Source organism: Mucilaginibacter sp. (assembly GCF_041660805.1).
GTDB lineage: Bacteria > Bacteroidota > Bacteroidia > Sphingobacteriales > Sphingobacteriaceae > Mucilaginibacter.
This window is the reverse complement of record NZ_JBAZVP010000001.1, coordinates 261,078-284,272: the sequence shown is the minus strand read 5'-3', so window position 1 is coordinate 284,272 and position 23,195 is coordinate 261,078. Positions and strand designations below refer to the sequence as shown.

At 40.9% G+C, this 23,195-nt stretch carries 22 protein-coding genes; 13 read left to right on the top strand and 9 right to left on the bottom strand.

All coding sequences use genetic code 11. The features are described 5' to 3' along the window. Positions 1 to 124 precede the first annotated feature (124 nt). The 5 genes from WC743_RS01320 to WC743_RS01300 all read left to right on the top strand — a co-directional run bounded on the left by WC743_RS01320 (position 125) and on the right by WC743_RS01300 (position 6,447). Entirely contained in the window at positions 125 to 1,624 is a 1,500-nt protein-coding gene (locus WC743_RS01320) for a malate:quinone oxidoreductase (protein ID WP_373009920.1), read from the top strand. A 170-nt stretch (positions 1,625 to 1,794) separates the two neighbouring features. After that, positions 1,795 to 3,129: a TolC family protein gene (locus WC743_RS01315; protein WP_373009919.1), complete on the top strand. Its 1,335-nt coding sequence runs from the start codon at positions 1,795 to 1,797 to the stop codon at positions 3,127 to 3,129. An 11-nt stretch (positions 3,130 to 3,140) separates the two neighbouring features. After that, positions 3,141 to 4,472 carry an efflux RND transporter periplasmic adaptor subunit gene (locus WC743_RS01310; RefSeq protein WP_373009917.1) on the top strand — a complete coding sequence of 444 codons (1,332 nt, stop codon included), beginning with the start codon at positions 3,141 to 3,143 and terminating at the stop codon, positions 4,470 to 4,472. Further along, entirely contained in the window at positions 4,469 to 5,218 is a 750-nt protein-coding gene (locus WC743_RS01305) for an ABC transporter ATP-binding protein (RefSeq protein WP_373009916.1), read from the top strand. Before WC743_RS01310 ends, WC743_RS01305 begins: the two co-directional genes overlap by 4 nt. 8 nt (positions 5,219 to 5,226) lie before the next feature. After that, a complete protein-coding gene (locus WC743_RS01300) occupies positions 5,227 to 6,447 on the top strand; it encodes an ABC transporter permease (RefSeq protein WP_373009915.1) in 1,221 nt (406 codons plus the stop codon). Here WC743_RS01300 and WC743_RS01295 read toward each other — a convergent pair whose 3' ends face one another. Both WC743_RS01295 and WC743_RS01290 read right to left on the bottom strand, forming a co-directional pair. Next, a complete protein-coding gene (locus WC743_RS01295; RefSeq protein ID WP_373009914.1) occupies positions 6,448 to 6,858 on the bottom strand; it encodes a helix-turn-helix domain-containing protein in 411 nt (136 codons plus the stop codon). It lies immediately after the preceding gene. 83 nt (positions 6,859 to 6,941) lie between these two features. Next, on the bottom strand, positions 6,942 to 9,542 hold the full coding sequence (locus WC743_RS01290) for a M1 family metallopeptidase (protein WP_373009913.1): 2,601 nt from the start codon (positions 9,540 to 9,542) through the stop codon (positions 6,942 to 6,944). 151 nt (positions 9,543 to 9,693) lie between these two features. Between WC743_RS01290 and WC743_RS01285 the strand changes: the two genes are divergently transcribed. The 6 genes from WC743_RS01285 (at position 9,694) to rseP (ending at position 16,558) form a co-directional block, all read left to right on the top strand. Beyond that, on the top strand, positions 9,694 to 10,644 hold the full coding sequence (locus WC743_RS01285) for a glycosyltransferase family 2 protein (protein WP_373009912.1): 951 nt from the start codon (positions 9,694 to 9,696) through the stop codon (positions 10,642 to 10,644). 92 nt (positions 10,645 to 10,736) lie between these two features. Further along, positions 10,737 to 11,705 (top strand): glycosyltransferase family 2 protein, encoded by a 969-nt coding sequence (locus tag WC743_RS01280; RefSeq protein WP_373009911.1) that lies wholly within the window; start codon positions 10,737 to 10,739, stop codon positions 11,703 to 11,705. 9 nt (positions 11,706 to 11,714) lie between these two features. Next, a complete protein-coding gene (locus WC743_RS01275) occupies positions 11,715 to 12,443 on the top strand; it encodes a hypothetical protein (protein WP_373009909.1) in 729 nt (242 codons plus the stop codon). 2 nt (positions 12,444 to 12,445) lie between these two features. Then, a complete protein-coding gene (locus tag WC743_RS01270) occupies positions 12,446 to 13,951 on the top strand; it encodes a GH3 auxin-responsive promoter family protein (protein ID WP_373009908.1) in 1,506 nt (501 codons plus the stop codon). Between the two features lie 50 nt (positions 13,952 to 14,001). Beyond that, the gene (locus WC743_RS01265; protein WP_373010273.1) at positions 14,002 to 15,189 is read left to right on the top strand and encodes a 1-deoxy-D-xylulose-5-phosphate reductoisomerase; all 1,188 of its coding nucleotides are present in this window, start codon (positions 14,002 to 14,004) and stop codon (positions 15,187 to 15,189) included. 16 nt (positions 15,190 to 15,205) lie between these two features. Continuing rightward, on the top strand, positions 15,206 to 16,558 hold the full coding sequence (gene rseP / locus WC743_RS01260; protein ID WP_373009907.1) for an RIP metalloprotease RseP: 1,353 nt from the start codon (positions 15,206 to 15,208) through the stop codon (positions 16,556 to 16,558). A gap of 102 nt (positions 16,559 to 16,660) precedes the next feature. Here rseP and WC743_RS01255 read toward each other — a convergent pair whose 3' ends face one another. The 7 genes from WC743_RS01255 to WC743_RS01225 form a co-directional block, all read right to left on the bottom strand. Next, complete coding sequence (locus WC743_RS01255) at positions 16,661 to 17,044, bottom strand: VOC family protein (protein WP_373009906.1); 384 nt, start codon at positions 17,042 to 17,044, stop codon at positions 16,661 to 16,663. 10 nt (positions 17,045 to 17,054) lie between these two features. Then, positions 17,055 to 17,597 (bottom strand): DUF4199 domain-containing protein, encoded by a 543-nt coding sequence (locus WC743_RS01250; protein ID WP_373009905.1) that lies wholly within the window; start codon positions 17,595 to 17,597, stop codon positions 17,055 to 17,057. A gap of 109 nt (positions 17,598 to 17,706) precedes the next feature. Beyond that, on the bottom strand, positions 17,707 to 18,183 hold the full coding sequence (locus tag WC743_RS01245; protein ID WP_373009904.1) for a response regulator transcription factor: 477 nt from the start codon (positions 18,181 to 18,183) through the stop codon (positions 17,707 to 17,709). Positions 18,184 to 18,344: 161 nt separating this feature from the next. Next, positions 18,345 to 18,905 (bottom strand): hypothetical protein, encoded by a 561-nt coding sequence (locus WC743_RS01240; protein WP_373009903.1) that lies wholly within the window; start codon positions 18,903 to 18,905, stop codon positions 18,345 to 18,347. Position 18,906: 1 nt separating this feature from the next. Beyond that, positions 18,907 to 19,248, bottom strand: a complete 342-nt coding sequence (locus WC743_RS01235) for an STAS domain-containing protein (RefSeq protein ID WP_373009902.1) — start codon at positions 19,246 to 19,248, stop codon at positions 18,907 to 18,909. Continuing rightward, the gene (locus tag WC743_RS01230) at positions 19,248 to 20,381 is read right to left on the bottom strand and encodes a SpoIIE family protein phosphatase (protein ID WP_373009901.1); all 1,134 of its coding nucleotides are present in this window, start codon (positions 20,379 to 20,381) and stop codon (positions 19,248 to 19,250) included. Before WC743_RS01230 ends, WC743_RS01235 begins: the two co-directional genes overlap by 1 nt. Positions 20,382 to 20,390: 9 nt before the next feature. After that, positions 20,391 to 20,891: a hypothetical protein gene (locus WC743_RS01225; protein WP_373009900.1), complete on the bottom strand. Its 501-nt coding sequence runs from the start codon at positions 20,889 to 20,891 to the stop codon at positions 20,391 to 20,393. Positions 20,892 to 20,957: 66 nt separating this feature from the next. Between WC743_RS01225 and WC743_RS01220 the strand changes: the two genes are divergently transcribed. Further along, positions 20,958 to 21,881: a glycosyltransferase family 2 protein gene (locus WC743_RS01220; protein WP_373009899.1), complete on the top strand. Its 924-nt coding sequence runs from the start codon at positions 20,958 to 20,960 to the stop codon at positions 21,879 to 21,881. Continuing rightward, a complete protein-coding gene (locus tag WC743_RS01215) occupies positions 21,878 to 23,053 on the top strand; it encodes a glycosyltransferase family 2 protein (RefSeq protein WP_373009898.1) in 1,176 nt (391 codons plus the stop codon). Before WC743_RS01220 ends, WC743_RS01215 begins: the two co-directional genes overlap by 4 nt. The last annotated feature ends 142 nt before the right edge of the window (positions 23,054 to 23,195 follow it).

The following is a 23,195-nucleotide window of genomic DNA, read 5'->3' as shown; positions in this document are numbered from 1 at the left end:
GGTATTACATACTTGTGCTTTACCGGCAGAGTATTAAGTGTAAAATTTTTCTCATTTAAACAGTATATAACAAGGTTTCATCCTCAAATAACTATTTGAATGTATCTTAGCATTCAATTATATCATGAATAACGGCAATAAAGTTTCAAATACAACGGTTGATGTGGTTTTAGTAGGCGCGGGCATTATGAGCGCAACGCTTGGGGTAATGCTTAAAGAGCTGCAACCCAATTTAACCATTGAGATATTTGAACGACTTGATTCTGTTGCTGCCGAAAGTTCTGATGCCATGAATAATGCAGGTACGGGCCACTCTGCGTTTTGCGAGCTGAACTATACCCCGCAACGCGCCGATGGCAGCATCGAGATATCAAAAGCCATAAAAATTGCCGAGCAGTTTGAGGTTACAAAAGAATTCTGGTCGTATTTGGTGGAGCAGAACTACGTGGGTAAACCGCAAACGTTCATCAGCAAAATACCGCATATGAGCTTTGTTTGGGGTGCCGATAATGTTGAATATCTTAAAAAACGCCGTGAAGCCCTGGTGCAACACCACTTTTTTAAGGGTATGGAATATTCTGAAGACCATGCCCAGCTGCAAAAATGGATCCCTTTAGTAATGGAGGGCCGCGATGCTGCTGAAAAGGTATCTGCTACTTATATGGATATTGGCACCGATGTAAATTTTGGTACATTAAGCCGTGCTCTTTTTGATCAGCTTAAGCAAAAACCAGGTGTTAACCTGAGCCTTAACCACGATGTTGATGACATAAAACGCAACAAGGATAATACCTGGCGTGTTAAAGTTAGTGACCGTGCAACAGGCAATAGCCGCAAAGTGAACGCTAAATTTATATTTGTTGGTGCCGGTGGCGGCGCTTTGCCTTTGCTGCAAAAATCGGGCATACCGGAGAGCAAGGGCTTTGGCGGTTTCCCGGTAAGCGGCCAATGGCTGGTTTGCCACAATCCCGAAGTTATTAATAAGCACTACGCTAAAGTATATGGTAAGGCATCGGTAGGTTCGCCGCCAATGTCAGTACCGCATTTGGATACCCGGATGATAGACGGAAAAAAAGCATTGCTTTTTGGCCCTTATGCAGGTTTCTCTACCCGTTTCCTAAAAAAAGGATCGTTACTTGACCTGTTCACTTCTATAAAACTAAATAACATATTGCCATTGCTGGCCGTTGCCCGCGATAATATGGCGTTAACCAAATACCTCATAAGCCAGGTTATGCAGTCGCCGGCCGACAGGTTGAACGCGCTTAAAGAATACTACCCTGAAGCTACCGCTGATGAATGGACACTGGATATTGCAGGCCAGCGTGTGCAGGTGATAAAAAAGGATGCTAAACGCACAGGCGTATTAGAATTTGGCACCGAGGTAGTAACCTCTGCCGATGGTTCTATATCTGCCCTGCTGGGTGCTTCGCCGGGCGCGTCAACATCTGTACCTATTATGGTTGAGCTGATAAGCCGCTGCTTTAAAGCTCAGGCAAACTCAACCGAATGGCAGGAGAAACTGAAGAAAATGATCCCATCATACGGGCAATCCTTAATTAAGGACGAAGCGTTGAGTAATGCAACCCGCGAACGAACCAGTAAGGTATTGGGCTTGGTATAGTTAATTTTATAGCCTTTTCTCTTCTTTTTTGAAGCGCTTTTTCAAGCGCTTAGGTAACTCTTGTAATTAAATTATTACAGTTCCTGCTACCCGTATTTAAAACAAAACAAATACAAATACACTTGTGTGATTAAATTACAATTGAATATCAGCTACATAACCTGTTATATATGCCGCTGCAAAATAAATATGCGTTACTATTAGCTACCCTTTTGCTGGTTGGTGCAAATTTATGGGCACAAGATAGTACCCTTCTTAACCAGCCATTAAAGTGGAACCTGGAGCAGTGCATTACATATGCTAAAAAGAATAATATTCAAATTAACAGCCTTCGCTTAAGCCAGCAATTAAGCAGGCAGGAATATTTGCTTGCCAAAGCTGCCCGTTTACCTGATCTTTCTGCTTCGGCTTCACAAAACTTTGCGCATGGTAACAATACGGGGGGTACAGGTGCGGGGCGTTCCAATTTTAGCTCGTCGGGCAATTACGGTTTAAATTCTTCGGCAGTGCTTTATAATGGTGGTTCTATTAATAATAACATACAACAAAAAAACCTGTCTATACAATCTGCCAACCTTAGCATTATTGAGCAGGAGAACGATATTACCCTGCAAATTACCCAGGCCTACCTCACTGTACTTTTAGATAAGGAAAACATTATTTACAACACCGATCTGGTGAACACTTCTAAAGCACAGGTAGCGCTTCAGCAAAAAAGATATACTGTAGGCACTATAGCGCGCCAGGGATTGATACAATTGCAGGCCCAACTGGCGACTGATCAATACACACTTGTACTTTCGCAAAACGCCCAGCGCGGAGACCTGCTTACGCTTAAACAATTACTGCTGTTACCAACCAGTGCTACTTTTGATATTGTTAAGCCGGATACTATCATTACACCCACATCTATAACGCCATTGCAGGAAACGGAGCAGGCCGCCTTTACCACCCGCCCCGAAATTAAAAACAGCGAGCTTGGTGTACAAATTGCCGAATATGATATTAAAAAAGCGCTGGCCGGCTACAAACCAAGCTTAAGCGCGGGTGCTTCGTTAACATCAGGTTATACCAACGGGCAGGGCTATTTTTCGCAGTTAAACAATAACTTTTACCAGCAGGTTGGCGTAACATTAGCCATCCCGATATTTACCAAACGGGTGGTTAAAACCCAGGTGGAAGAAGCAAAAATAGCGGTTAACCAGGCCAAACTCAATCTAAAGGACACCAGGATCACCCTGTCACAAACAGTTGAGCGTACCTATATTAATGTGCTTAACGCGCAGCAGCAATATGACGCCGCATTGCAGGGATATAATTTTAGTAAAGAAAGCTACCGCATAGCCAGCGAACAATTAAAAGTAGGCGTTGCTAATTCGGTGGATTTTTTATTGCAAAAGAATTTGTTTGTACAGGCGCAGCAGGCATTTATACAGGCTAAGTATAATGTACTGCTTACTCAAAAAATATATGATTTTTATAAAGGGACACCTATTAAACTGTAATACAGGTAATAATGAAAATTAATTATAAAAAAACGGGGATCATTTTAGCAGTGCTGATCATAGCGGTGCTGATATGGTTTTTCTTTATCCGTAAAGAGGATAAGCCCATTGTATTGCAAACTCAAAAGCCCGCCTATGGCTATATTGCTCAAAGTGTAACTGCTACCGGCCGGGTTGAACCTGTTGATACCGTAACCGTTGGTACCCAGGTATCGGGCATTATAAAATATCTGTATGCCGATTTTAACTCGAAAGTTAAACAAGGGCAGCTGATAGCTCAGCTGGATAAATCATTGTTACAAGCCACTTTAGATCAGTTTCGCGGTAACCTCCAAAACGCTCAAAGTCAGCTTGTTTATCAGCGCCAGAATTTTGGGCGGCAAGAATTACTTTATAAAACAGATGCCATCAGCAAAGCTGATTATGACAATGCCCTAAATACACTTAATGCTGCAAAAGCAAATGTGAACAGTGTGCAGGCACAGGTACGGTCGGCCGAAAAGAATTTGTCTTATTCGGATATTTTTTCGCCTATAGATGGTGTTGTACTTAACCGTAACATTAGCACCGGGCAAACTGTAGCGGCCAGCTTTAGTACACCTACCCTGTTTGTAATAGCCAAAGACATTACTAAAATGGAAGTGCTTGTAGATGTTGACGAGGCTGATATAGGCGATGTAAAACCAGGCGAAAGGGCTTCATTTACTGTTGATGCCTTTATTAACGATAAATTTGGAGGTACAGTTAAAGAGGTAAGGTTGCACCCCAGCGTATCGGCCAATGTGGTTACTTATACCACCATTGTGAATGCCCCTAATGATGATATGAAACTAAAACCAGGCATGACAGCCAGCATTATCATTTACACCAAAGAGGTGCAGAACACGATGCTTATACCCGCTAAAGCAATTGCCTTTACACCAGATTCCAGCATGATGAAAGATTATGAAATTGTGGGCAGGATAGGCCGCACAGGCGGGCGCAAAAGAGCAGCGGGTGCAGTTGGTGGTAATGCTGCAGCCGGTGGGCAGGGCGGCGCACCAGATGCCGGACAAGGCGCTGGTACCCATACCCCTAAAAGCCGGAAGGATACATCGGGTTTAAATAAACAAAACGCAGTTGTTTGGGTGCTGCAGGGCAAAAAAATAGTAAGAAAGAGAATACAAACCGGCTTAAATGATAATACGCAGGTACAGGTGTTATCAGGTTTAACTAAAGATGACCTGGTAATTACCGGCTTTACCGGCGGCGAACTATCCGCTAAAACCGGAGCGGCCCCGGGCGGGAGTCCGTTTATGCCGCAAAGACGTGGTGGTGGCGGCGGTGGAGGACGTGGGCGATGAGCAAAAAGATCCTGGAGATAACCGAGCTTAAACGCGAGTTTATAATGGGCAGCGAAACTGTAAGGGCCCTAAAGGGGATCAGCTTTCATGTAGAGGCCGGTGAATTTGTAACTATAATGGGAAGCAGCGGATCAGGAAAAACAACCCTGTTAAACATTTTAGGCTGTTTGGATAAACCCACATTAGGCGATTATTTACTTGATGGCGTTGATGTAAAAAAGCTCTCGAAAGATGAACTTGCAAAGTTGCGTAATCATAAAATAGGTTTTGTTTTCCAGTCATATAATTTGTTGCCGCGTACGTCTGCATTAGAAAATGTAGAGCTGCCTCTTTTATATAATAAGGATATCCCGGTAAATGAACGCCGTGACCGGGCCATAAAAGCCCTGGAAGCCGTAAAGCTGGCCGATAGGTTTGACCACACTCCAAATCAGCTATCCGGCGGGCAGCAGCAGCGTGTGGCTATAGCACGGGCATTGGTAAACGAACCTGTAATGATACTGGCCGATGAGGCAACAGGAAACCTGGATAGCCGTACATCATACGAGATAATGGCTTTAATGCAGGATTTAAACAAAAATGAAGGGAAAACAATTGTATTTGTAACACACGAACCAGATATAGCATCATTTAGCAGCCGTACTATTTTGCTGCGCGATGGCAAGGTGCAAAAGGATACAAAGAACGAAAACCCGCGATCGGCCAGGCAGATGTTGGCTGACCTGCCCGATGCGGATGATTATTAACGAAAGCCATGGATATATTAAACCTGCTGCGGATAGCCTACAGAGCGTTACTGCGGAATAAATTAAGGGCTTTTTTAACTATGCTGGGCATCATTATTGGTGTTGCCGCGGTTATAGCTATGGTTGCCATTGGCCAGGGTTCAAAGAAAAGCATTACTGATCAGCTTTCAAGTATGGGGTCAAACATGATCACCATATTACCCAGCAGTAATGTTACAGGCGGTGTGCGCATAGCGGGCTCAAGCTTCCAGACGTTAACTGAAAAAGACATAATAGCCTTACAAAGGGGCGCTAAAAACATTACAGAACTATCACCATCAATAACTTCAAGGGGGCAGGTTATAAATGGCGCCCTTAACTGGCCAACAACAATACAAGGTGTTAGCCCTGAGTATATAGATATCCGTAAGCTGAGCCTTAAGGATGGGATACTTTTTACGAACGATGATGTAAGAAAATCTGCTAAGGTGTGCCTCATCGGTCAAACGGTTATTGACAATATTTTTCCTAATGGCGAAAATCCCATAGGTAAGGTTATCCGCTTTAATAAAATACCCTTTCAAATTATTGGGATACTTAACCCTAAAGGCCAAAATACTTTCGGGCAGGATCAGGATGATATATTGATAGCTCCCTATACTACCGTGCAAAAAAGGATCCTGGCTACTATTTACTTTCAGAATATTTACGCTTCGGCAGCAAGTGAGGCGGTATCAGATGCTGCCTCACAGGAGATGACAGACATTCTGCGCGAATCTCATCGCTTAAGAAATGATGAAGATAATGACTTTACGGTGCGTACCCAGGCCGAACTGATCAATACCTTAAGCTCAACCAGCGGATTACTCACCATATTACTCACTGTAATTGCGGGCATATCACTGGTAATTGGCGGGATAGGTATCATGAATATTATGTACGTATCGGTAACTGAACGCACCCGCGAAATTGGTTTGCGCATGTCTATAGGTGCCCGGGGTAAAGATATTATGATGCAGTTTTTGATGGAGGCTATATTAATAAGCATAACAGGCGGTGTTATTGGCGTTGTGCTGGGCATTGCTTCTACACGGATTGTTACGCTTACGCTGGCCTGGCCAACAATTGTTTCACAATCGTCTGTATTACTATCATTTGTAGTATGCGCCGTTACCGGGATATTTTTTGGCTACTATCCGGCACAAAAAGCTTCAAGGTTAGACCCCATTGAAGCATTGCGGTATGAGTAGTTAACTGATTATTTCGGCTGCTGATGTCAATTTAATCAAGTGCTGATTCCTGAACTCTTTAGGGGTCATGCCTGCAAACCGTTTAAAGAACTTTGTAAAGTTTGATGGATCGTAAGTGAGTGTGACGGCTATTTCGGATATTGTTTTATTGGTATTTAGAAGCAATTCTTTAGAAAGTTTGATCAGCTTTTCCTCATAAACATTACAAGGCGATTTCCCCAGCACATCTTTTATAGTATCACTTAAATGCGTGGGCGTAATAAATAGCAGGTCGGCAAAATCATTTATTTCGAGAGAAGTTTCCAGCAAACCGGCTTTCAGATCGGCCAGGTGCTTATCCAATTCCTCTATGTACCTGGTGGTGATCTCCTGTTTGCGTAATGAAATATTTGCAGTTAATTCTTGCGACATATTTAAAGTTAGGCAATAAGATCAAAATCTAATTACCCGGTTATAATTTTAACAATCAAACTACAATGTGGTTTACCGTCCCTTTATTTAAAATCATTGTCGCTTATATTACTATTTACCACCGCATCGGTAACTTTTAATTCAAATGGATACCCTCCTGCACTTGCTTTTTCGGTGAATGGAATTTTTATACCTGTACTAATATTTTGGTAATTGTCGTAATCAGTTGGTGTGGCGTTAGGCACGTCAGTTAGTTTTCTTACTTTATAACCGGTTTTTTGATTGTAATAATTTTTCACACGTACGCCATCCGGGTTAGTTACTGTTACAATGTATGCCAGTTCATCATTTATAACCTGCATGGTTGGTGCTAATTCAAGTTTATATCCGGCTTTGCTATAATCCAGTTCAGGGAATAGCTGGTATTTTGCTTTAGCCAGGCTTTTATCTTCTTTACTTACAGGTAATTGTTTGTTAAACTGTTCAAGCCTAATGCTATCTCCATTAATATTTACCCGCAGCACAACAAAGTTATTAAACGATGGTGCCAATATCTCCTGCAATGCTTTATCAGGTGTCTTATACTTTGTAACCGCTGCCAACTCTGTACCCTGTAGTTTAGATGTAGCTTTAATGGTGAGGTCTTTTACTTCTTTTAGTTTAGCTGCACCGCCAACGGCATTCAAATAGTTATTTATAACATTAACCGCAGTGGTACTTTTGGGGATCAATACCCCACTCATTGAGTTATTTTCCGGGTTAATATCAGGCAGTACATGATCAGGGTCTAACGTCACGTACAATATTTTCGATGTTGATTTGTAGGGGAACGTCCATACGCCGCCGCGCTGCCATATTTCGGCAGGTAGTTTAACCGTTCCGCTTTTACCGTTCTCCTCCTTTATTAATGCAGTTACCGGCAAGGCCATTTCTTCTAAATTTTCAATGGTAATAAGTGAGCCTTTAGTTGGGTCGTCATCTTTATAATCAATTCCTTTCACACCTTGGTCAAGCTTCCATGTGGTCATAAACCATTCGTTCCAAAACCAGCTCAGGTCTTCGCCTGCAGCGTTATCCATCGTATGAAAAAAGTCGAACGGGGTTGGGTGTTTAAAGGCCCAGCGTTTAATATAAGTACGGAAAGCGTAATCAAAACGGTCCTCTCCTAAAATTTGCTCACGTAAAATGGTTAACCCCAGCGCGGGTTTAACGTATGACGATGCACCCATGTTATCCGTTTGTATCACATCGGGCGTATTCATAATAGCATCAGAATGATCGTTGAAATTACCCTGCGCCGCCTGTTGCTCGTCGGTTTTTTCATAGTATTCGCCTTTGTTGAATACTTTGGTATCTACCTTATTAATAAAAGTATTAAAGCCTTCATCCATCCAGGCATATTTCCGCTCGTTTGAGCCTACTATCATCGGGAACCAGTTGTGGCCAAATTCGTGATTTGTTACTTCCCACAGATCACCGGCCTGACTTTTATAATCGCAAAACACTATCCCCGGGTATTCCATGCCGCTTACCGGGCCGCCCACATTTGTAGCAACCGGGTAAGTGTACTCAAACCACTTGGCCGAATATAGCTCAATAGCCGCCTTAACATATTCGGTAGAACGGCCGTAGGCTTTGTTGCCGCCACTTTCAATTGGGTAAATAGATTGCGCTAACGCTTTTTTCCCGTTTGCCAGGTTGATCCTCGCTGCATCCCAAACAAAAGCTTTTGAGGCTGCCCATGCTACATCGCGCGAGTTTTTGCAATAAAAATGCCAGGTAAGTGTTGGTTTGTTAACGTAAGCATTTTTACCAACTACCTCTGCCGAATCTTTTATAAAAACAGTTTTATCGCTGGTTTTAGCCAATACCAAACGTTTAAGAGCCGTTGGGGTAAGCACCTCTGTGGGGTTAAGTAACTCGCCGGATCCGGCTATTACCAAACTGGCCGGTGCGGTTATGGTGTAATCAAAGTTACCGTACTCCAGGTAAAACTCTGATGAGCCCATGTACGGGATAGTGTTCCAGCCGCTTACATCGTCATAAACCTCCATACGCGGGTACCATTGGGCAATGTCATAAATCCAGCCGTATTTGGTATTTAAACGGCCTGTGCGGTCGGTTCCATATTCCGGGACGGTGTAAGCATAATCAATTTTTACCTGTATCTTACTTCCGTTTGCGGGTAAGGTGTCTTTCAACCGTATTTGCATCCGGGTATCATTTATCAAATAGTTGGCTTTTTCTGCCTTTCCATTTTTTACCAGGGTTACTGCCTTTATTTCATAGCCCTTTGTAAAAGATGTATTTGCAAAACGGCCGCCTTCAACTACACTGGTTGCTTGTCCGCGTGAATCTTCGCGGTAAATGTTTTGATCTGTTTGCAGCCACAGAAATGATAAAGCATCCGGACTATTATTAGTATAAGTAATTATTACGCTGCCGGTTATGCTGTGTTTGGCGGTATCAAGCGCTACATTTATTTTATAATCGGCACGGTTTTGCCAGTATTTTGCACCGGGTGCACCAGATGCTGAACGGAACTCATTGCCTTTGCCGAAATAGAACAAAGGATTAAATACTTTATGCTGATCGTACTTTATTGGAGGCTGATCTGTATTTTGCGCTTTAGCATTATAAACAGCTATGGTAAGTATCAGTAAGAGGGCTTTATAAAATTTCATTTTGGCAGATTATTAAAGCGGCAATATATTAAAATTATGAAACCCAAATACCGATTAAAAAAACTAACCCTAAAACCGTTGTATGTTTTTTATATTTTTGCAGATGATGCAGGTTGCTGATTTGAGACACCCCGGCATTTTTTCCCAATAAATGGATATATCAGTTGTAGTACCACTTTACGATGAAGTAGAATCATTACCGGAACTTACCACATGGATAAGCCGCGTAATGAGCGAGAACAATTATACCTATGAGATCATTTTAATTGATGATGGCAGCAGGGATGGCTCGTGGGATATGATCGTTAAATTAAAAGAGAACAATCCTTTTATACAAGGCATTAAATTTCGCCGTAATTATGGCAAATCTGCGGCTTTAAACACCGGCTTTGAGGCGGCACGCGGCAATGTTGTTATTACTATGGATGCCGACCTGCAGGACAGCCCCGATGAGATTCCCGGCCTTTACCGCCGCATAACTGAGGACAACTACGATCTTATATCGGGCTGGAAAGCAAAGCGCTATGACCCGCTAAGTAAAACTTTACCTACAAAATTATTCAACTCCGCTACACGTAAAATGAGCGGCATCCCCAACCTGCACGATTTTAATTGCGGATTAAAAGCCTACCGCAAACCTGTTGTAAAAAACATTGAAGTATATGGCGAAATGCACCGTTACATACCCGTACTGGCAAAATGGGCGGGCTTTACCAAAATTGGCGAACAGGTGGTTGAGCACCGCGCACGTAAATACGGCAAAACCAAGTTTGGCTGGAGCAGGTTTATAAACGGGTTTCTTGATCTGCTTTCTATATTCTTTGTTGGCAAATTTGGCAAACGGCCTATGCACTTTTTTGGCATGATGGGCACTCTTAGTTTTTTTGCAGGTATGGTTATTGCAATTTATTTAATAGCCGATAAGCTAACAGACCTTGCAAATAATGTAAAGCCAAGGCAACCTACAGATAACCCTTTATTTTATTTTGCTTTGGTTGCAATTTTATTGGGGTCGCAATTATTTTTAACCGGCTTTGTTGCCGAACTTGTTTCGCGTAACTCACCAGATCGTAATAACTATCAAATTGAGGATACTATTTGATGTGCAGATGTGCAAATGCCTTATAATTCTATAATCGACTAATAATTTTCATCTGCATATTTGCACATCCGCATATCTGCACATCTAAAAATATGTTTTTTTCCATCATCATACCTTTATATAATCGCCCGCAAGAGATAAGTGAGTTACTGGGCACTTTAACGCATCAAACTTATAAGCAGTTTGAGGTTTTGGTTATTGAGGATGGCTCTATAGATAAAGCCGGCGACATTGTAAAAAGCTTTGAAGGCAAACTCGACATCCGCTACTTTGAAAAAGCGAATGAAGGGCAGGGTTTTACCCGCAATTTTGGTTTTGAACGCGCCAAAGGCGATTATTTTGTAATTTTTGATTCCGATTGCCTGATACCGGAAGACTACCTGCAAATAGTAAATGATTCGCTCAGTAAAAACTGGCTTGATGCCTACGGCGGGCCCGATGGCGCACACCATTCATTTACCCCGCTGCAAAAAGCCATCAGCTATTCCATGACCTCTCCTTTTACAACCGGTGGTATCCGGGGCAGCAAAAAAGGGATAGGTCAATTTCATCCGCGCAGCTTTAATATGGGTATATCCCGCCAGGTTTGGGAAAAAGCAGGTGGTTTTATCATTACCCGCTTAGGTGAGGATATTGAGTACAGCATCCGCATACATTCTTTAGGTTATAAGATAGGGTTAATACCCAATGCCATCGTTTACCATAAGCGCCGTACAGATTTTGTAAAATTTTTTAAGCAGATCCATTTTTTTGGTCGTGCCCGTATCAACATTTATAAATTCTTCCCATCGCAATTAAAGCTGGTGCATTTTTTTCCTGCATTTGCTACGCTTGCCATGATATTTACAGTTATTGTTAACATACTTAACTCACCTGTTGCAAAATTTTGCAATTTAATGTTAGCTGTTTACATATTGTTAATATTTTTTCACTCGTGGTGGCAAAATAAATCAGCAAAAATCGCATTTTTGAGCATTATAGCTGCCTTTACCCAGCTCACCGCCTACGGGTTGGGATTTATGCAGGATTATTGGAAACGAGTTGTGTTAAAAAAATCATAAAAACGTAGTATGTACCACCCTTTTTCTGTTGCAGAGACCATTAAAACTGCATGGGATATTTTCAGGAAGAATTTTGTAACCATTATTGTTTATTCGGTAATTGCGTTTTTTATGTTATCAGTACTTGGTTTAATAATAGGGTTTATATACTCCCCTACTGATTTTACAGGAACCATGATCGTATCTTTCCTGCTGATATGGGTGCAGGCTTACACAACGCTGGGCTTATACAAACTGATATTTACTTTAATAGATAGTGAATACTACGATTTTGAGTTTATGCAGGTTATCCCTACCGCTAAAATGGTGTGGAGCTACCTGGTTGTTGTATTTATTATTGCCTTTATAATAACCAACCTCACCATACTGATTGATAAATTAGAGAATAATCCCGATCTGGCTTTTGTGGTGGAGGTTTTAGCCGGGGTTTTTGGCTTATACCTGGCTTTACGGTCAATGTTTTTTAACACATTTATTGTAGATGATGCTTCGGGGCCGTTTGAGTCATTAAAACAAAGTTTTCAGCTTACTAAAGGGCACCTGCTTAAGGTAGTTTTAATATTAGGCATCATTATTTTATTTATTGCCTTGCCTGCAAAACTTGCCCAATATTATCCTGTTATATCCATAACCATATTATTCACCTATCCTTTTGTGAATATTATATTGGCTGTTACCTACCGCAAATTGGTTTACAGCCATAAGGATGTGGATGATGATATTGCCGAAACCAATTAATTATGGGTTTAAAAGCAGCATTGAGTAAGGTGTTTGCCGTTTTTGTGAACCGGCAACTGAACAATATCCGCCAAAATGCAGTTACGCTTCAGCAGGACACTTTCAGCAATTTAATTCATGATGCTAAGGACACCGCTTTTGGCCGGGATCATAACTTTGCCGGGATTAATTCATACGAAGATTTTAAAAAAAATGTACCCATACGTGATTACGAAGAGCTGCGCCCCTATATTGAACGCGTAGTACACGGCGAGGAAAATGTAATGTGGCCGGGCAAGCCTGTATATCTGGCCAAAACATCGGGTACTACATCTGGCGTTAAGTATATCCCCATATCAAAAGAAAGCATGCCCGAGCATATTAAAGCCGCGCGCAATGCTTTACTGAATTACATTCATGAAACGGGCAAGGCAGATTTTGTAGATGGCAAAATGATATTCTTACAGGGAAGCCCTGTTTTAGATGTTAAAGCCGGTATCTCAACCGGTAGGTTATCTGGTATTGTGGCACACCATGTGCCTGCTTATCTGCAAAAGAACCGCTTACCATCATACCAAACCAATTGTATTGAAGATTGGGAGCAAAAGGTTGATGCAATAGTGCAGGAAACGGCCAAAGAAGATCTGCGGCTGATATCAGGCATACCACCCTGGTGCCAGATGTATTTTGACAGGCTATCTGCCGTATCAGGTGGTAAAAAGATAAAAGACATCTTCCCTAACTTTAAACTATTTGTGCATGGCGGGGTTAATTATGAGCCTTATCGCGCCCGCATGGAAGAAAGTATTGGTGCTAAGATAGATTCCATTGAAACTTATCCGGCATCAGAAGGCTTTATCGCTTTTCAGGATTCGCAAAAGGACAAAGGATTATTGCTATTGGTTGATTCGGGCGTATTCTATGAATTTATTCCTTCTGATGAATATTTTAACGAAAACCCTGCACGTATCAACCTGAAAGATGTTGAGCTGGATAAAAATTATGCCCTCATTATGAACACCAATGCCGGTTTGTGGGGTTATAGCTTGGGCGATACAGTTAAATTCGTTTCAAAAAACCCTTATAAGATCATAGTTAGCGGCCGTATTAAACATTATATATCTGCCTTTGGCGAGCATGTTATTGGTGAGGAAGTGGAGCATTCCCTCATGAGCGTGGCTAAAGAAGAAGGTGTTGATGTGATAGAATTTACAGTAGCACCGCAGGTAGCACCGGGCGACGGAATCCCTCCTTACCACGAATGGTTTATTGAGTTTGGCAAAGAGCCGAAAGACCTAAAAGCATTCGCGTTAAAAGTAGATAAAGTGCTGCAGCAAAAAAATATTTACTATTTTGACCTTATTGAGGGTAACATTTTGCAGCCGCTCATCATCCAAAGTTTAAAAAAGGATACCTTTATAAACTATATGCGAAGCCAGGGCAAACTGGGCGGACAAAACAAAGTACCACGCCTGGCTAATGACCGGAAGATAGCGGATGAATTAAGTAATTATATTAGTAACAATTAGTGGTAACCATGCGTCATTACATAGTATGAGGTAATGACGGTTATATAAGTATATTGAACAAAGTAAAAAACATAGCCATCCTTGGCTCTACAGGTAGTATTGGCACACAAACACTTGATGTAATAAGGGATAACAGTCACCTATTCAGGGCTTTTATGCTTACGGCACATTCTAATGCATACCTACTTATTCAACAAGCTATTGAATTTGTGCCAGAATACGCTATTATATGCGATGAAAGCAAATACCAGGAAATTAAAGAAGCATTAGCTCACCTGCCGATAAAAGTATTAGCTGGTTATAATGCTATAAAAGTCCTGGTAACCCATTCTGATATTGACATGGTGTTAACCGCAATGGTTGGTTTTGCAGGGTTAGAACCCACCATTAACGCCATTAAAGCAGGCAAAGATATCGCGTTAGCCAATAAAGAAACCCTGGTTGTAGCCGGCGAACTGGTTACCGGTTTAGCTAAAGAACATAACGTTAAAATATTACCGGTAGATAGTGAGCACTCTGCTATTTTCCAGTGCCTTGCAGGCGAAGAAGGTAATAAGATTGAAAAGATCATCATCACAGCATCCGGCGGGCCTTTTAGAGGTAAAACGACAGATTTTTTAGCTGGTGCAACCCGTGAGCAGGCGCTTAAACATCCTAATTGGGTAATGGGCGCTAAAATAACTATAGACTCCGCCTCGTTAATGAATAAGGGCCTGGAGGTTATTGAGGCAAAATGGTTGTTTGGCCTGGAGGCAAGCCAGATAGATGTAATTGTGCATCCGCAATCTATTGTCCATTCTTTGGTTCAGTTTGATGATGGTTCAATTAAAGCACAAATGGGTTTGCCTGATATGAAGCTGCCCATACAATATGCGCTTTCTTATCCAAACCGTATAAAAAGCAATTTTAAGCGGTTTGATTTTATGGACTACCCTAACCTAAGCTTTGAAAAACCGGATATTGATACTTTCCGTAATTTAAAGCTGGCGTATGAGGCTTTAAACCGTGGCGGCAATATGCCCTGCATTATTAACGCAGCTAATGAAATAGCCGTTGCTGCTTTTTTAAATAATACTACAAGCTTTTTAGCAATGAGCGATATTATTGAAAACTGCATGCAGCAAATAGTTTATATAGAAAAGCCCTCGCTAAGCGACTATTTGAATACTGATAAAGAAACACGCATATTTGCGCAAAATTTAATAAAGAAAATGCCGTTAAAGGCTTTACAATCTTAATATATATAAATAAAGAATGAGCGTTTTAATAATGGTTGGCCAATTAATACTTGGTCTTTCAATTTTAGTGATACTGCACGAGTTTGGGCACTTTTTAGCAGCCCGCGCTTTCGGAATAAAAGTAGAGAAGTTTTACCTGTTTTTTGATGCATGGAACTTTAGTCTTTTCAAATTCAATTATAAAGGTGTTGAATACGGTATTGGATGGTTACCACTGGGTGGCTATGTAAAAATTGCCGGTATGATAGATGAGTCGATGGATACCGACCAATTGGCCGGCCCGCCGCAGCCATGGGAGTTTCGTTCAAAACCGGCCTGGCAGCGCCTTATTGTGATGCTTGGCGGTATAATTGTAAACATTATAGTAGGTATATTTATATTTTGGGTGCTTACCATCCGCTATGGCGAAACCTATATCCCAAATGCCAACATTAAATATGGTATAGTACCGGGTACTATTGGCCAAAAAATGGGTCTTAGGGCTGGTGATAAAATTATCGGCGTGAATAATAAACCTATTGTACGGTTTGAGGATTTGATCAGCTCGAAAGTATTGCTGGACAAAACTGTTTTAAATGTACAGCGCGGAGATCAAAAGCTTGACGTAAAGGTACCTTCTACAATCCTGAATGACCTGTCTGATTACGGCATTGAAGAATTTATTGGCCGATTGCCACGTACTACCTTTATGGTAGGTGTGGTTGTGCCAAAGAGCAATGCTGCCAAAGCCGGTTTACAAAAAGGTGATAGCATTATTGCTGTAAATGGTACCCCGATCAGGTTTTATGATGAATTTCAAACAGAATTAAAAAAGTTTAAAAATAAATCGGCCGGCTTAACTGTTAAGCGTAACAACGCTACCCTACCGCTTGTTACCCAAGTGAATAAAGACGGGATGCTGGGCTTTGCAGATGGCAAATATGGTATATCTGTTAAAACCGACCTGCCTAAGGATACTACTGTAAAATATGGCTTCTTTGGCTCATTACCTGTTGGGGCAACCAAAGCATGGGGAATGTTTACGGATAATGCGAAGGGTATAAGTAAAATATTTACCGGCGAGGTTAAGGCACGTAAGGCAATATCAAGCCCTATAGGCATCGCGGTAATGTTTGGAAGCCATGTAGACTGGATTCGTTTTTGGAGCCTTGTGGGCTTCCTTTCAATGGTTTTAGCGCTTACCAACCTGTTGCCTATTCCTGGGTTAGATGGCGGGCATACCGTATTCCTGATCGTTGAGATGATAAAAGGTAAACCCCTGAGCGATAAGTTCCTGGAGCGCGCGCAAATTGTTGGCTTTGTATTGTTGATATCATTAATGGTATTTGCTTTTGGCAATGATATTGTGAAACAGATAACCAAGCACTAAGTGTGTATTTAACCACTGAATGCTAAGATTAAAATAGTCTAAAGCAGAAAGGTTCCAGAGAATATTCTTTGGAACCTTTCTGCTTTTATAAGTATGCCGTGATCACATCTGGTATATCTGGATCAAATTCCCACAGGTATCATTAAAAACAGCGATTTTTACCGGGCCTGCCTCTGTTGGGGGTGTTACAAAACTTACTCCTAAAGACAAAAGCCGTTTATATTCCTCATCAATATCATCAACATAAAAAGCTGTCGCCGGTATTCCCTGCTCAAAAATAGCCTTCTGATAGTTTGATGCCGCGGGGTTATTATTAGGCTCGAGTAGTAGCTCAACACCATCTGGCAGAGCTGGTGATACAAGTGTTAACCATTTAAATTCCCCCAACGGGATTTCGTTTTTTTTGATAAACCCTAATACTTCCGTATAAAATTGCAGCGCCTTTTCCTGGTCGCTCACAAATACGCTTGTTAAAGTAATTTTCATGATGAATGTATTATGCGGCGGCTACTATTGATCCGCTATTATCCTTCTTTTTTAATATTAACGCGGCTATTATTGTTACAAGCAGCCCAACAGGGAAAATTTCCATATACGTAAATAACACAACCCATACAGGTGTATTGTACAGCTCTTTCATGGTGGCCATCTCTTTGGTTTTACTGCTGATCTCGGCTGCTGTCGCGCCGCTGTTTTGGGCATCTCTAATTATATGTGCCGAATACTTATCCATAAAATCGGGAATAAAAACGTAGTAATCTATTAACCATGTCACCACATACACGGTTGATGCAACAAGCGTTATTAATAACCCAATTTTAAATGCTTTGCCAAAACTAATAACACCGTTGTTAAACTTATCGCGATAGTTTTTAATGCCTACAAATACAAGCGAAAACGCCAATATCATTGAGGCATAGCCCAATAGCATACTACCACCAAAATTGCCGGTGGTATAGCACCGGGCTATACTGCCCACTGCCCAGGCCGATACGATAAATCCGGAGATCAGCCCAAATACAAGTACATTTTTTTTCATGTTTTTAAATTTTGTTGTAACAAAGGTGGGTTATCAGGTTATCTTTCCGGTCATACTTTAGGGTGATTTTGAAATTAGCCATTCATTTTCATACTTAAGTATGAGGGGATCAGGGTATCAAGCTCAGTTTTTTAGCCATATCAACAGCCTGGGTACGGCGCTGTACATCCATCTTCTCAAATAATTTTGATGAATGGGTTTTAATAGTATTTAGTGACACAAATAAATGCCCTGCAATTTCCTGGTTACTTAAACCTTGCGCCATTAGTTGCAGCACTTCTAATTCGCGTTTACTTAAACCAAGGCGGTTTAGCTCAAGCTCGTTTAAAACAAATTCGCCGTTATCTTTAATCAGTATTTCTTTTTCTATATAAACGGTAGCTGTTTTTGGCTTACTCAGTTTTAGCGCCAGCCATATCCCTAAACCTGTAAATAGTATGGCTATGAAGCCGGCATACATCTCAAAAGCGTAGTCAACTATTATAAAACGCCACTCCAGCCACTTTAAAAGCAACAGCAAGGCAGCTAACAAAATGCCATAAATTAAAACCGACCTGTATCTTGTCCAATAATAATTTAAAGTCATACCAAAAATTGCGATTGATAGTTAAATTTATAAAAAACAGCCGGATTTTACCGACTAAAATTTTTTACAGTTGCTGTGTCGTTTTGCTTTCCCAAAGCAAGCTTGTATCAAACAGGTAAGAGTTATTATGTATACAGCAGATATATACAATAAGTATTCAATTACTCTCCCCCGATGTTTATAGTAGCAATAAAATTATTTGTACAGGTATCAATATCAAATTCGTACATAAAACTATTACATGCCCTTGTAACTATCATTAACCCAAAATGTTCCGGTAGAGAAGTGATCGCATTATCCATTGTTTCGGTATCTGTATGCTCTTCTATAAAAAAGTTTATTTGACAATTATTTTCCACATTCCCTTTTAAGGTGCAGCTATCGTCACCATAAATACTAATTATCCGGCCTGCGTGATGTTTTCCGGGTAATGGCCACTCCAGTTTAATTTGATCACATTCAATGGCAAATGTATCCCCGTTATCTGTTTTTTTTAATTTAATGCAGTGAGCATCTGTTGATACCTCAATAAGGGTTTCGCTATTTCCTGAGTGTTTTATAGCGTTTGTTAACAGTTCTATTAAAACCATCTTTAATTTAAGGATGGCTGTTTCATGCGGGTTTGCTTCTTGTTTTACATGTTCAATTATATCCACAGTAAGTGGGTATAATGCATCGGCATTATTAGCGAAAATAAACCTTTTAGATAGTCCCCCGGGCATATTACAACGTTTTGCTTGCAGCCGCTTCATTGGCAGTGGTGTATATTTTAAATGCCTTATCCAGTCTTATTAATTGAAACAGGGCAAAAATATCTTTGTTTAAACCGGCAATAACAATATCGGCCTGGTTAGGGATAGCGTATTTAAGAGATGATACCAATGCCCCCAAAAAGGAGCTATCTACATAAACTACATTTTCAAAATTAACCACAATAAACCTGTTGCCTTTATCTATCAGCGCTACTAATTCTTCTTTAAAATCATCTGCAACGGTGAGGTTTGCTTCTTTTGCCTCAAGCCGGGCAATTAAAGCACTTTTGTTAGTTGTTGTTGTTAGTATCATTAAGCTGTTTTTTGTAAATAAATTAAGCTGCAATCATCAACATGCACTATTGTTTTTTCTTTTAAAAATTCACCTTTTTTAAATTCCGAAAATGATGTTCCCAAAAATGGCGTAATTGCCGTAATAAACGTATTATAATCGGTTCTTTTTCCTTCGGCCCCTTCAAAATCAATTATTCCATCGGTTAGCAGAAATATCTGGTCGCCGGTGTTTAGCTTTAGTACCAGCTCGTCAAAGTCTCCATCGGGCATTAAGCCTAATAACATCCCCGACGAGGTGACCTGTGTCGTTTTCTTTTCGGCGTAATTATAATATAACAAGGGCAGATCTCCCGCGCCGGAATATTTTACTTCGGCATTAACGGTATCAATCATAATAAGCGACAAGCTGGATAGCACATCATTAACCACCGGATCATGATATACCACCGCGTTTATTTTTTGGAGGATGCTTTTTGTAGAGAAATTACCTTCGGAAATACAAATACGCACGGCTGCCCTTATGTAACTTAAAAACCCGAACGAAAAATACCAGGCTCCCCACTTTTTACCCATTACATCGCCCAGTACAATAAAAGTATACTGTTCATTTATGGTAATAAAATCTATAAAATCGCCACCCGGGTAATTTTGAAAGGGCTTATGCCAAAAATCAATTTCAAAGCCTTTAACCGTTGGGTTTTTTTGAGGGATAGAACTTAGATTTAAAGCTACCGCGGCCTTACTTAACTCTTTAAGGGTACGTTCATGCTGCTCACGTACGGTATGTAAAAAGTTATTTATTTTAGATACTATCACAGGTATTGGGGTACCTTTTAAAATATAATCTACAGCTTCAAGGTTAATACCCTCCAGCATTAAATTATTGTCTCCCTCTGATGTTAAGAACATGAAAGGGATATCCTTATAATCAGGCGTATCTATCAGGCTTTGCCTGAACTCGAAACCATTCACATCGGGCATATGATAGTCTGACAGGATAATGTCGGGCCTGTCCTGCTTAAGCATATCTATAGCAGCGCTTGCCGATATGGCTTTCATACAATAAAAACCTTCTTTATCCAGCGCCCTGCCCATCATTTCTAAAACCAGCCGGTTATCATCAACCAATAAGATCTTTTTTGACAAGGGCATTTGGATAGGTTATTGGGATTGTTTTTTTAGTATCGAGCTTAAAAACAAATATACACCTGTAAATACAATAAGCAAGGCTATAAGGTCCATTAAAGTAACCCCATCGTTTTGGTTAAAATAAAAAACAGTGAACATTTCAAAATAAGGCGGTGCAGGCATAATGATCATGGCCATACCCAGGGTTATCATGATTATCCCTATAGTTATTATTAAGCCTTTTTTTAACCGCTCCTGTAAAAGGTATTTTTTGGAAGCTTTACTGTCTAACTGGTGATGCGATAACAGGAATTCAAATTCATTTAACAGTTCAAGCCGGTCATCAACAGCATCCAGTTCTTTAAAGGCTTCAATTTTTTGAGGGAGGGATCCCTTATCAAGCGCGTGATATATTCTTTCCTGTATAGCCCTTGCCCTGTCCCTGTCTACAACACCTTTTTGGAGTAAAACTACCAGTTCGTCGGCTTTAAGTTCAAGCAATGCAGCCTCGTCAACAATTTGTTTATTCTCCAATGTGCTAAATGGCGGTTAAGTGGCTAACTTTTATTAATATTATAACGTTTAAATATACTACGCAATATGACCAAAATCTCTGTTATCACTGTTAATTTTAATCATTCTCAAATAACGGAAGAACTTTTAACTTCTATTACCGAAACAAATACCTATAAAAATTTAGAGATAATTGTTGTTGATAACGCAAGTACAATAAACCCTGTACCCGAGTGGACTACTAAATATACTGATATTAAGTTTATACGTTCAGATATAAATTTGGGTTTCGCGGGTGGCAACAATTTGGGCATTGAAAATGCTACCGGCGATTATTATTTCCTGGTTAATAACGATACAGAATTTACCCCCGGCCTGGTCGAAAAGTTAGTTAACGTATTGGATACCAACCCACAGGTGGGCATTATATCTCCCTTAATTAAATATTACAACGATAAAAGCCTGATACAATACGCAGGCTTTACTTTGGTTAATTACTACACCGGCCGTAATACAGCCATTGGAAAAGGGCAAAAAGATAACGGCCAGTACGAAAACTTTATTGGTAGAACCGGTTATTGCCACGGCGCAGCCATGATGATAAAACGCCAGGCTGTTGAAAAAGCCGGCTTAATGGCCGAGAACTTCTTTTTATACTTTGAAGAAGTTGACTGGGGCGAACGCATTAACCGTGCGGGTTACCAGGCCTGGGTATGCGGCAGCGCGGTAATATTTCATAAAGAATCTATTAGTGTAGGCAAGAACAGCCCCATTAAAGAATATTTTATGAACCGTAACCGCATACTTTTTATCCGCAGGAACGCGCCATTTTTTAAGGCGCTGGTCTTTTATATTTACTTTATGCTGGTGGTATCGCCCCGCAACATTATCAATTACATTAAAGGCAAAAGATTCAACTTTATACCCCTATTATTGCGGGGTATCTGGTGGAACATTACCCACAGCAAAACCAGTAGTGACCTTGGTTACACACTTAATAAAACTTCATGAAAATAGCATTTTGGATTAGCCTCTTTATAGCATTTTACACATTTGCAGGCTACGGCATACTATTATATTTTATTATAAAAATTAAAAGAACATTCAAAGGTAAACCGGTATTACCTGTTGTTGCCGATGACCAGTTACCGGAATGCACCCTGGTTGTTGCCGCTTACAACGAAGAGCATTACATGGCCAGCAAGATTGCTAATTGCCTGCAGTTGAACTATCCTGCCGGTAAGTTAAAATTCCTTTTTGTTACCGATGGTTCTAACGATAAAACGCCGGATATTATTAGTCAGTACCCCCAGATACAGTTACTGCACCGCCCGGAGCGTGCGGGTAAAATTGCCGCTATACACCGCGCAATGGAGTTTGTAACCACCGAGGTGGTAGTATTCACTGATGCCAATACTTTTTTAAACCCTGAAGCTATTACCCGGATTTGCCGCCATTACGCTGACAGAACAGTAGGCGCCGTAGCGGGCGAAAAACGGGTGCAGATTGATGCGAATGCCGATGCAAGTGCTGCCGGTGAGGGTTTTTACTGGAAGTATGAATCGGCATTAAAAAAATGGGATTCGGAGCTATATTCTGTTGTTGGCGCGGCAGGTGAACTATTTAGCGTGAGGCGCAAACTTTATGAAGATGTACCTGCCGATACTATTTTAGATGACTTTATGATATCTATGCTGATAGCTGAAAAAGGCTACCGCATTATTTATGAACCGGATGCGTATGCTTTGGAGAATGCATCAGAAAACGTTACCGAAGAACTGAAAAGAAAGATAAGGATTGCCGCGGGCGGGATACAATCTATCCTGCGCTTAAAGCCATTGCTGTTTTCGTTTAAGTACCCAATTCTCTCCTTTCAATATGTGAGCCATAGGGTGTTAAGGTGGACGGTTACGCCCTTCTTTTTGATCATCGCTTTCCTTACTAATCTGGCATTAGCCCTTGCCGGCGATGGTGTTTTTTACCAGCTTATGTTTGTGGCACAGGTAGCATTTTACCTATCGGCTATTTTAGGTTTTATACTTGAAAAAAGACAATTGCGTATAAAGGTGCTCTTTATCCCTTACTACTTTTGCGTAATGAATTATGCGGTGCTGATGGGGATTATCAGGTATTTCACCAAAAAACAAAGTTCCATGTGGGAGAAGTCGCAGCGGAAGATGTAATGGTTAATTCCCATCATGTCATTGAAAAGCCCAGGCATGGGATTACGCGCTGCGGGCTGTGGCGTTCATGCATTGGCTACGAGATTGCCGCGCTCCGCTACCTATGACATATTTAGTTAATTGGGTCATGCTGAGCTTGTCG